Consider the following 10,300-nt stretch of genomic DNA (forward strand, 5'->3'; position numbering starts at 1 on the left):
ATGGGGAATAGGGAATGGGGAATAGGGAATGGGGAATGGGGAATAGGGAATGGGGAATGGGGAATGGGGAATGGGGAATAGGGAATGGGGAATGGGGAATGGGGAATGGGGAATAGGGAATGGGGAATAGGGAATGGAATCGCCCCTAGCTATAACTTTAATCTCGAACAAGCTATCCATGCTATTTCCCAATACTTGTAAACACTATAATACCCAGCGCTATAAGCTTCTCCGTCGTTTTTGCCAGTTATCTCTATTCTGGTGAAAAATCAGGTTTTCAGTCGGCTTCCGATCAACTCTACAAAAAAGGTGGATAATAGTTCTTTGAAGAGTCGATCATCGTCTAGTCGTTCGCTCAACATTCAAACTTATCCCCCTCAATAACGGGAGAACAAACGTTAAGCTAGACCATTGTCCAACGTCATACCCAACTATGCAAACCCTCGATCAGAGTATTTCTCAACACCAACCTGATACTGATATCCTAGGCGATTCGCCCTTAGAAATCGCCGGTAAAACCTTTAACTCGCGCCTGATGACGGGCACAGGCAAATATCGCTCCTTTACCGAAATGCAACAGAGCATTGTCGCCAGTGGTTGCCAGATTGTCACGGTAGCGGTGCGTCGCGTACAAACGAAAGCACCCGGGCATGAAGGATTAGCCGAAGCCATTGATTGGCAAAAGATTTGGATGTTACCCAATACTGCCGGATGTCAAACCGCAGAAGATGCTGTGCGGGTAGCTCGACTGGGGCGCGAAATGGCAAAATTACTGGGTCAGGAAGATAATAATTTTATCAAGTTAGAAGTGATTCCCGATCCCAAATATTTGCTTCCCGATCCCATCGGCACTTTGGAAGCGGCCGAACAATTGGTCAAAGAAGGATTCGCCGTTTTACCCTATATTAATGCAGATCCCTTGCTGGCCAAGCGTCTCGAAGAAGTCGGTTGTGTCACCGTGATGCCTTTGGGGTCTCCCATTGGTTCCGGACAAGGGATTAAGAATGGGGCTAATATTGGCATTATTATCGAGAATTCTAAGGTGCCTGTTGTTGTCGATGCGGGTATTGGTACGCCTTCAGAAGCAGCAACAGCAATGGAAATGGGGGCAGATGCTTTATTGATTAACACGGCGATCGCCCAATCCCAAAATCCTGCCGCCATGGCTCAGGCTTTCCGCTTGGCTACTGAAGCTGGACGCATTGCTGCTGTTTCGGGTAGAATTCCCATCAAAGCCTATGCCAGTGCCAGCTCTCCCCTAACCGGTACAATCAATTAAACCGGAATTGTCCTTACTGCATCCCCTGGCTTGACTCCAGGGGCTTGAGTTACTGGTTCAAAAGGGTTAAAAATGGGAACTATGACGTGAAAAATGGTTTACCCATTTACCCCTTACCCTTCTGCCGCGCGAAGCAATATGTTATAGCAGAGAACGGGAGAGTTTATTATTGCCTATTGCCTCAAACCATAACCTAACTGTCCTAACCAACTCCTTCTCTGCTATACCATGACCTCTCTCACCCTACCCCTCAAGGTCAATCTGCAACAAGTTCATCTCAGTGATGAGCAGTTTTACTTCCTCTGCATGAGTAATCCTCACTTAAACTTTGAACGCAATCTTCAAGGAGCCTTAATTCTAATGTCGCCCGTTGGTGGAGAAAGCGGAAGTTATGAACTTGAACTGGGAGCAGATTTAACGATTTGGAACCGTCGTACTAAGCTGGGTAAAGTTTTCAGTTCCTCAACATTGTTTAAACTACCGGGCGGAGGCGATCGCTCTCCAGATTTAGCTTGGGTTGAACGCTCTCGATGGGATACTCTTACCTCAGAGGAGCGCCAAAAATTTCCGCCCCTTGCTCCAGATTTTGTCTTAGAACTTCGCTCTCCAAGCGATCGCTTAACCCCTCTTCAGGAAAAAATGCAGGAATATCTCGATAGTGGTGTACGCTTGGGTTGGCTTCTGAATCCCCAAGATCAAGAGGTAGAAATCTATCGTCAGGGACAGCCAAAGGAAGTTCGGAGTTTACCCACAGCGCTCTCTGGGGAAAGCGTATTACCTGATTTTATCTTATCTGTACAACGATTTGGTGAGGATTGATATTCCCCATTCCCTATTCCCCATTCCTTTCCTAATTCCCCTAACCTTCAACCACCCAGTTCCAGAGGGGATGGCTTTTCCCCTGTTGGCGAATACGATAGACCTTACGCTCTAGGCCTTTCTGATAAGGTCCTGGCAAACCGACGAGAATATTGCGACTTTGCCAGACTAAAACAGCAGTCGTTAAACCGATACTGCTGGAAAAGCCGATCGCCGCTAGGGGGTGGAAATAGAAACTATAGTACAATCCAGACCAGGTAAAATGGTCGAATAGGAGTGATAGGGGCGATCGCATTATCCACAGACTTGGAAATCCCAAAACCAGCCACCATAACATCACTACCAACCAGCGTCCCCCAACCAACAGTCGATGATAACGCATCACTTGCGCCTGAAACTGGGGATCGAGATCAATCTGGGAATCAGGGGAAACCAAGTTAATTCCAAATGAGAAATTACATCTGATGTAGATTTTACATCGCTTCGCATGATAATGGCTAATCAGTCACTTTCTTCTAATTCGCTAAACCCAATTCCTCTTTTAATTGATCTGGAATATTAATTGCTGTTTCCAGTCCACGCAAGCCTTCCCATTGTGTTTTTTCATCCCAGCATATATCTCCCCATATTTCATCGCTGAGGATTGTGCTTCTGAGAATTACACCATTGAGATTCGCACCTCTGAGGTTTGCGCCACTCAGATTTGTGCGATTGAGGATTGTACCATTGAGATTAGCACCACTGAGATTTGTACCCTTGAGGTTGGCATCACTCAAATTTGTGCCACTGAGGTTAGCGCGACTGAGATTTACACAATTGAGATTTGTGCCACTAAGGTTAGCACGACTGAGATTAGCACCACTCAGACATACTTCTATGAGTTCTACATCTACAAGGTTAACGCGACTGAGATTGGCACGACTGAAATTGGCACCACTCAGGTTTGTACAATCGAGATTGGCACGACTGAGATTGGCACCACTCAGGTTTGTGCAACCGAGATTAGCACCCTTGAGATTGGCACCACTCAGGTTGGTATCTTTGAGTTCTGCCCCCCTCAAGTCTGAGTCCTTGAGGTCTGAGTCCTTGAGTCCTGCATCACTGAGATTGACACAACTGAGGTCTGCCCCTATAAGGTTTGCGCGCTTGAAGTTAGCGCGCTTGAGGTTAGCACCACTGAGGTTGACACCACTAAGGTTGGCAGCACTAAGGTTAACACCTGCAAGAAAGGTACCGACTGTATTGAGAAAGCCTAATACCCCAATACAGGAACTATAACCAATGATTCTTAAAAGTTTAGTGCTATCCTCTAATTTCCCGTCATTATTGGGTTGTCCACAAGGATAAAAGTTGATTTTATCTCTTAGTTCCGCTTTGTCTTGTCCATAACGGTGCAGCTCTAGGAGCAAGATCGTTACATTTAATCCTGTATAAACATCAATCTGCCGTAATCCTAAAGCTGGTTCACTATCTGCCATTCTCTCTTGCAGAGCCAGCATTTTTTTCAGGGGATAGTTTTTATTGGGAGGAACATCAATATAGTCCCCTGCACACCAGGAAGAATAAACTTCCTGCAACCGTTGAAACAATGCCAAATAATCAAATGTCTCAATGTCCATCAATAATCTAAGCACATACTCTACAATTTTTGGCGTTAATCTTCCTACACCAAAGAGATCGTAGACTTGCCATGCTACATCCTCATTACTGAGCTGATATTCTCCCTGCTTCTGTTGTTGTTTTAATTCTGTCCAATTCTGTATCCTTGCTACTATTCGTTTCGCATCATAATTTTCAATGCTGACAAGATTATCTTCATTTTTTTTATCGACTACTTCTTCCCAGTTTTCCAATCTCTTGTATTGACTACTGTCTCTAACTAAAAAAATATCTCCATCATGGTTAAATGCAATGATAGTTTTCATGTCTAAAGAGTAGATGGTCATATCTAATCCCATACCTTCTTCAGGTAGAATTGCCTCTTTTATAAATTCAATAACTTCATTACTACTAGCTTTGAATAATTTATTTTTAAATTCGTGTACGGGATGCTCGTAAAAGATATAAAATTCATCCTGTAAATCAGACAATTTTGAACAACAGCATTCAATGCTGATTTCTGTCCATTGACAGGATAAATCATCACTTTTTAGACTTGAAGAACTCTTTATTTTTTTTAAGTTATGTACCAATCTATTTCGTGGTTTGATTTCATAACCTGGAAACATTTTTGTTTATATTCTAGACCCTTAATCCAAGATAATGATCGTTGGGAAAATGCTGTGGCAAAAGTTTTATAGCACTTCCCCCTATATCAATCAGTAGTTGGGGTAGAGTCTAGAATTTCTCCCTCTCCCTCTGTAACTGTTGCGAGGATAGCGCGGCCGGTTTTCTCGCGCCACCAGGCTAACAGGGTACTGGCGATAAAGATGCTGGAATAGGCTCCGGAAATAAAGCCGATGATTAGGGCTAGGGCAAAGAATTTTAGGGTTTCGCCACCGAGGAAGAAGATGGCAACGAGGGGCAAAATGGTGGTAATGCTAGTATTGAGCGATCGCATCAACGTCTGATTCACCGCCTCATCGACCACATCATTAATATGCTTTTCCGGATAAAACTGGAGGGTCTCGCGCACCCGGTCATAAATGACCACCGTATCATTGACAGAAAATCCGATAATCGTCAGCAGCGAGACAATAAACAGGCTATCAATTTCCACTCCAGCGATCAAACCCAAGATGGAAAAGACTCCCATGGTTACGAAGACATCATGGAAGAGAGCGACAAAGGCAAAAAACGCATAATCGAGCTGGAAACGGAAATTTAAGTAAAGGGTAATTCCCGCAAAAGCCACCAAAAGTGCCAGCAAACCCGATGTAAATAACTGTTTCCCCAAGGTGGGACCAACGGTATCAATTTGTGTTTGGGTCACATCAAATGTACCGATCGCCTCGGCTAAACTATTTTGCAGTTCTGTGCGCTCCTCCACATCCAAATCTTTGGTGCGGATACTCACCCCAGTGCCGTCTTCACCGGTAATCTGGATGTTGGGATTAGCAATACCGAGGCGATCGGTAACTTCCCGTACTTTAGCAATCTCAATCGGTTGGTCACAATTTCCCACTTCCGTGCAATCAAGATCCAGTTGAAGACGGGTTCCACCCACAAAATCCAGACCTGGACGTAGGGGGGCACCAATTCCTGGACTCCCCCAAGAAATTGCCATGGCCAAAAATCCCATTAGAATCACACCAGCAGAAATCGACCACCAGAGATTACGTTGTTTAATAATGCTAATCATGGATTTACCGTTTGGGGAGCGGAGCAAGATTGGGACAAAATAGGTTGGGTTTACGCAGTCCGGGAAACTGAAGCACGTATAACATCAGGGTACGACTACAGGTAACGGCGGTAAACATACTAATGACGACCCCAATACCGAGAGTCAGAGCAAACCCTCGGACTAAACCCGTGCCTAACCAGAATAGGGCAATACAGGAAATCAGGGTAGTCAGGTTACCATCGAGGATACTGGTAAATGCCCGATAAAAGCCCGATTCTACGGAACGATAGAGGGTTTTACCCCCACGCAGTTCTTCCCGGGTACGCTCAAAGATTAACACATTAGCATCGACGGCCATGCCGATACTGAGGATAAAACCAGCAATCCCGGGTAAGGTGAGGGTGACTTGGAATAGCTTAAACGCCGCAAACGTGAGCAGAGCATAGACGAGAAGGGCAATATTAGCGATCGCCCCGGGCAGGCGATAATAGATCACCATATACACCAGCACGAGGAATAATCCCCCCAACCCGGCATAGATACTGCGACGAATACTATCTTGTCCCAATGTTGCGCCAACCGTGCGGTTTTCCACAATTTCCACAGGCACGGGGAGAGCGCCCCCTCGCAGTTGGATCGACAAGTCATTAGCGGTTTCAGCCGTAAAATTCCCCGTAATTTCCGCACGACCTCCCACAATCCCGGTTTCCGCAAATTCCACGCCGACGGTCGGGGTACTGACGAGTTCATTATCCAGGAAAATACCAATAGTGCGACCCGTTCCAGCTAAATTTTTCGTTAGTTCAGCAAACTTATCTCCCCCTTCACCATTAAACTCTAGTATCACAGCCCAGTTTGCTCCTCCTTGGGGAGGACGGGGTAAGGAGTCTTGCAGTTGTTCCCCAGTTAAGCCAACTTTGTCAAAGAGGGGAGCAATGTCTTCATTGAGTTTAGCGATCTGCTCCTGATTTTCGGCGAGTGCCTCTGCCGCCACTTCTGGATCTTCCTGTCGCAGTAAAGCTTGCTCAAACTGCAATTGTCTCCAAATCTGAAATTGGGCGGCAAACTCATCCTCTGTTCCTTGCCGTTGCTGGCGAAACTCCAACTGAGCTGTGCCTCCTAATACCCGTTCCGCCTGAGCTGGATCGTTAACCCCCGGCAGTTGGATCGAGAGCTGATCCTCTCCCACCGTCTGGATGGCTGCCTCCGAAACCCCCAGACCATTGACCCGATTTTCCATCACTCGTTGCACGGCTTCCAATTTACGAGGTGTAATTTCCGGGACTTCTGGTGTAGTTTTTACTTGAATGGTCAATTGTGCCCCTCCTCTGAGGTCTAAACCTAGGCGGGTTTCGACTTTCGCCAATACCGCGATCGCGGCGATCGCCAGCACAATAATTAAAGCTAAAATTGTCCGTTGTTTCCCCATCGTTTAATCCGTGATAGTGAATGATATAGGGAGTAGGCAGTAGGGAGTAATGGGCAATCCCCGTGTCTCTCCATCCCCCATACCCCTATCCTTGCATCTCCTAAACCTGTAGTGCCATCATTTTTCTAACAGCTTCTACAATTTTACCTGGCTGAACAATCGTCAAGTTTTCCAGAATGCCATTATAGGGAGTCGGAATATCCTGAGAAGAAAGGCGCACCACTGGAGCATCGAGTTCATCAAACAATTGTTCGGTAATCGAAGCCGTTAATTCTGCACCAATCCCCCCGGTTTTCATACATTCTTCCACAATCACCACCCGATGGGTCTTGCGAATCGATGCGCTAATCGTGGCAAAATCCAGGGGTTTGAGGGAAATTAAATCAATAATTTCTGGATCGAATCCTTCTTGCTCCAGGGTTTTGGCCGCTTGCATGGCATGATGGCGCATCCGGGAATAGGTCAAAATCGTTACATCTTTACCTCGACGGACAATTTCTGCCCGGTCTAAGGGCACTAAATATTCAGTTTCCGGTAAATTTTCCTTTAGGTTATACAGCAAGACATGCTCGAAAAATAAGACCGGGTTGCCATCGCGAATAGCAGATTTCATCAGTCCCTTAGCATTGTAGGGGGTAGAACAGGCAACAATTTTCAGTCCTGGAACCGCTTGAAAATAAGCCTCTAGACGTTGGGAGTGTTCTGCACCCAGTTGTTTACCCACTCCGCCTGGCCCCCGGATCACCAGGGGAATCGTAAAGTTCCCCCCAGAGGTATAGCGCAGCATTCCCGCATTATTGGAGATTTGGTTAAAAGCCAAGAGCAAAAAGCCCATATTCATCCCTTCAATGATCGGTCGCAGTCCAGTCATCGCAGCACCAACCGCTAATCCGGTGAAGCTGTTTTCCGCAATGGGAGTATCGAGTACCCGCAGTTCTCCATATTTTTCATAGAGTCCTTTGGTGACTTTGTAGGAACCGCCATATTGGCCAACATCTTCGCCTAGGACGAAGACGGAGGGATCGCGGGCCATTTCTTCGTCGATCGCTTCCCGGAGGGCATTGAAGAATAGTGTTTCTGCCATTTGCTACGATAAATTACGATAAATAGAGTGTGGGGTTAGGTCAAAGTAGCAGTTTAACAAAAAATGGGGTCTTCACAGTCATGGCGATCGAATCTGCACTCGATTGGTTGGCGGTAGCTGGGTATTTGGCATTTACGTCGTTTATTATCTGGCAAGTGCTAACTCGTTCTTAACCTCCACTGTTGAATATCCCATCTGACCTTCAAGATTTTTTCTTCTGTGTACTCTGAACTGCTCCAGTTTTCGAGTAATATTTTCATTGTTCTTCAAAAGTTCTGCTCTCCGAGTTATAGAGAGGGAGGTTAATTAAGTGGCTATCCCAGTCAAGCGTATTGGTATGTGGGCCAGTCCACGCTGTCTTTCAACTGTTTTACTGCGTTCTTGGAGTAATCGTCCAGACACTTTTGTCCAAGATGAACCCCTTTATCCCCATTATCTTCTAGTTTCTGGCCGCCAAGACCCCGGAAGAGAGGCCGTCCTCAACCATTACGAAACAGATTGGGGGAAGATAGTAGAGCAATTAATTCATGGAGAAATTCCGAATTCTAAGTCAATTTATTACCAAAAGTTTATGGTGTATCGTCTCCTACCCCATATCGATATTGACTGGATTTCTGGGTTAACCAACTGCTTTCTTATTCGGGAACCACGTCAGATGCTTTTGTCCTATCTTAAACTCTGGCCAAATCCGACCATAGAAACACTTGGAATCCTGCGACTTCACCAATTGTTTTATACCGTCCGTGACCGTTTAGGAACGATTCCCCCCGTGATTGATGCTCAGGATCTACAGAAGAACCCACGCCACACTTTATCCTTACTTTGTGAAGCTATAGGGGTTAAATTTACAGAAGAGATGTTGCACTGGCCCAAACGTAACCCAACCGATGATATTTGGTCTCAATATCAGTGGTATGACACGGTAAGGAACTCAACCGAATTTAAGTCTTATACTCCTAAGACCGATCCAATTCCAGAGCGATTTTCAGATCTGTTGGTTCAATGCAATGAAGTCTATCAAGACTTATACCAATATCGTTTGACATGAAAAGAGATTGAACATGATTGAAATTCAATTATTTCCAGAAAAAGGACGTGGAGTGGTCGCCACTCAATTCATTCCCCAAGGAACATTGATTGAAAAAGCGCCAGTAGTGGACTTTCCAGCAGAAGAGCGATCCATTCTGGATAGTACCCAAGTCTTTAAATATTACTTTGTGATTCCTTCAGAATACGATCAACGTAAAGAGGTAAGGGCTTATCTTGTTTTTGGATTAGCGTCTTTCTGTAATCATTCAGGAACTCCAAATACTCATATCAATTGGGTGGAAGATAAGACGGGTTTATGGGCCTATTTAATCGCCTCTGAGGAGATTAAGCCAGGAGAAGAATGTTTGATGTTCTATACAAATATCGATCAATATTCTTTCTGATAGCTCCTTGAGTTGACGATCTTTTGATGTCAACTCAAGTTTGGCGCGATCGCAGTACAATTAGAGAAACGGTATCCAGAAAATCTATGACTCAAATAAAAAGTCGAGTTAATTGTTCAAAATTTGATGATTTCTTAGTCGAAGAAGTCAGATTGGACGATTTACTTATCTCATAGATGACGAACCAAGATACCCATTCAAATTATATATGGTATTCCCTTTGCGGTATTAGGACATGAGAAGAGTGCCGATGCACCCAATCTGATAGAACCAGAATTAGGGGAGGAAATAGCCCATCAGTGGATTAAAAGCATGAGCTTCGAGCAACTCTTCTCAAAGCTCATAGGGCGGATGTTTGAGGGAATCAATTTCTTTAGCTTGACCAAACCCATCCATGACGTGAAAATCTTTGAACTCCTCTTTCAGCTCGCTAACCAACTTCCTTATGCAACCAATTCCTGTAATTTTGAAAAGCCGTGGTGTTGCCGAGGTGAAAAATGCTGCTACGTCTTTTCCGGTTTTTGTGCCTATGGCGAGGTGGACAAAATGATAGAAACTTTTGGGAATAATCTATTTGAGATGGAGGAAAATTTACCGATCTGGGAGGAACTGCTTGGACTTAAAGGATATATTGCTTGGGAGTGTGTGGGGATTCCTGAAGAAACTCAGTTGTATTTTTACAAGCTTTATGTAAGAGGAATTCAAGGTAAGGCGCCCTCTCTATTTGAGGGAAAAATCCAGAAGTGTTGAATGTTAGCTTAATGCCGAAAAAAAGAGGATAAAATATGGTATTCTATTCTCAAATATTCAAATAATATTCTCGCCTATGCTAGCTTCCTTTACCAATCTTGTCAAACCCATTCTCAAGTCATTGTCTCCTCATGACTACCCAGTTCTCAACTCTCGCCTCTTCTTTGAAATCTGGTTTAACTTCATATTCGATAGTAGTTTGACTAGCATGAGAGACTTATTC

General features: G+C 44.8%; 10 protein-coding genes and 2 pseudogenes. 6 read left to right on the forward strand and 6 right to left on the reverse strand.

Annotated features, from left to right (window positions below):
- Nucleotides 1-180: pseudogene (locus tag J7545_RS15765) on the reverse strand (hypothetical protein); the annotation flags it as partial.
- A 253-nt stretch (nt 181-433) separates the two neighbouring features.
- On the opposite strand from J7545_RS15765, the gene J7545_RS15770 reads away from it, so the two are divergent.
- On the forward strand, nt 434-1,279 hold the full coding sequence (locus tag J7545_RS15770; protein ID WP_318700100.1) for a thiazole synthase: 846 nt from the start codon (nt 434-436) through the stop codon (nt 1,277-1,279).
- A 228-nt stretch (nt 1,280-1,507) separates the two neighbouring features.
- A complete protein-coding gene (locus J7545_RS15775) occupies nt 1,508-2,098 on the forward strand; it encodes a Uma2 family endonuclease (protein ID WP_318700101.1) in 591 nt (196 codons plus the stop codon).
- A gap of 40 nt (nt 2,099-2,138) precedes the next feature.
- On the opposite strand, the gene J7545_RS15780 is transcribed toward J7545_RS15775, so the two are convergent.
- From J7545_RS15780 to J7545_RS15800, 5 genes are all read right to left on the reverse strand, one after another.
- Nucleotides 2,139-2,534: a hypothetical protein gene (locus J7545_RS15780; RefSeq protein ID WP_318700102.1), complete on the reverse strand. Its 396-nt coding sequence runs from the start codon at nt 2,532-2,534 to the stop codon at nt 2,139-2,141.
- Nucleotides 2,535-2,613: 79 nt separating this feature from the next.
- Nucleotides 2,614-4,188 (reverse strand): pentapeptide repeat-containing protein, encoded by a 1,575-nt coding sequence (locus tag J7545_RS15785; RefSeq protein ID WP_318700103.1) that lies wholly within the window; start codon nt 4,186-4,188, stop codon nt 2,614-2,616.
- Between the two features lie 224 nt (nt 4,189-4,412).
- The gene (secF, locus tag J7545_RS15790) at nt 4,413-5,399 is read right to left on the reverse strand and encodes a protein translocase subunit SecF (protein ID WP_318700104.1); all 987 of its coding nucleotides are present in this window, start codon (nt 5,397-5,399) and stop codon (nt 4,413-4,415) included.
- Nucleotides 5,400-5,403: 4 nt separating this feature from the next.
- The gene (gene secD, locus J7545_RS15795) at nt 5,404-6,810 is read right to left on the reverse strand and encodes a protein translocase subunit SecD (protein WP_318700105.1); all 1,407 of its coding nucleotides are present in this window, start codon (nt 6,808-6,810) and stop codon (nt 5,404-5,406) included.
- A gap of 100 nt (nt 6,811-6,910) precedes the next feature.
- Entirely contained in the window at nt 6,911-7,894 is a 984-nt protein-coding gene (locus J7545_RS15800; RefSeq protein WP_318700106.1) for an alpha-ketoacid dehydrogenase subunit beta, read from the reverse strand.
- 310 nt (nt 7,895-8,204) lie between these two features.
- Here J7545_RS15800 and J7545_RS15805 point away from each other — a divergent pair, with 310 nt between their 5' ends.
- The 4 genes and pseudogenes from J7545_RS15805 to J7545_RS15820 all read left to right on the forward strand — a co-directional run.
- Nucleotides 8,205-8,942, forward strand: coding sequence for a hypothetical protein (locus J7545_RS15805; RefSeq protein ID WP_318700107.1), 738 nt, complete (start codon nt 8,205-8,207; stop codon nt 8,940-8,942).
- 13 nt (nt 8,943-8,955) lie between these two features.
- Complete coding sequence (locus tag J7545_RS15810; protein WP_318700108.1) at nt 8,956-9,327, forward strand: SET domain-containing protein-lysine N-methyltransferase; 372 nt, start codon at nt 8,956-8,958, stop codon at nt 9,325-9,327.
- Nucleotides 9,328-9,726: 399 nt separating this feature from the next.
- Nucleotides 9,727-10,077, forward strand: coding sequence for a hypothetical protein (locus J7545_RS15815; RefSeq protein ID WP_318719844.1), 351 nt, complete (start codon nt 9,727-9,729; stop codon nt 10,075-10,077).
- 76 nt (nt 10,078-10,153) lie between these two features.
- Nucleotides 10,154-10,300: pseudogene (locus tag J7545_RS15820) on the forward strand (IS4 family transposase); the annotation flags it as partial.

This window comes from Roseofilum sp. SBFL (assembly GCF_017746885.1).
In the GTDB taxonomy this organism is placed as follows: Bacteria; Cyanobacteriota; Cyanobacteriia; order Cyanobacteriales; family Desertifilaceae; genus Roseofilum.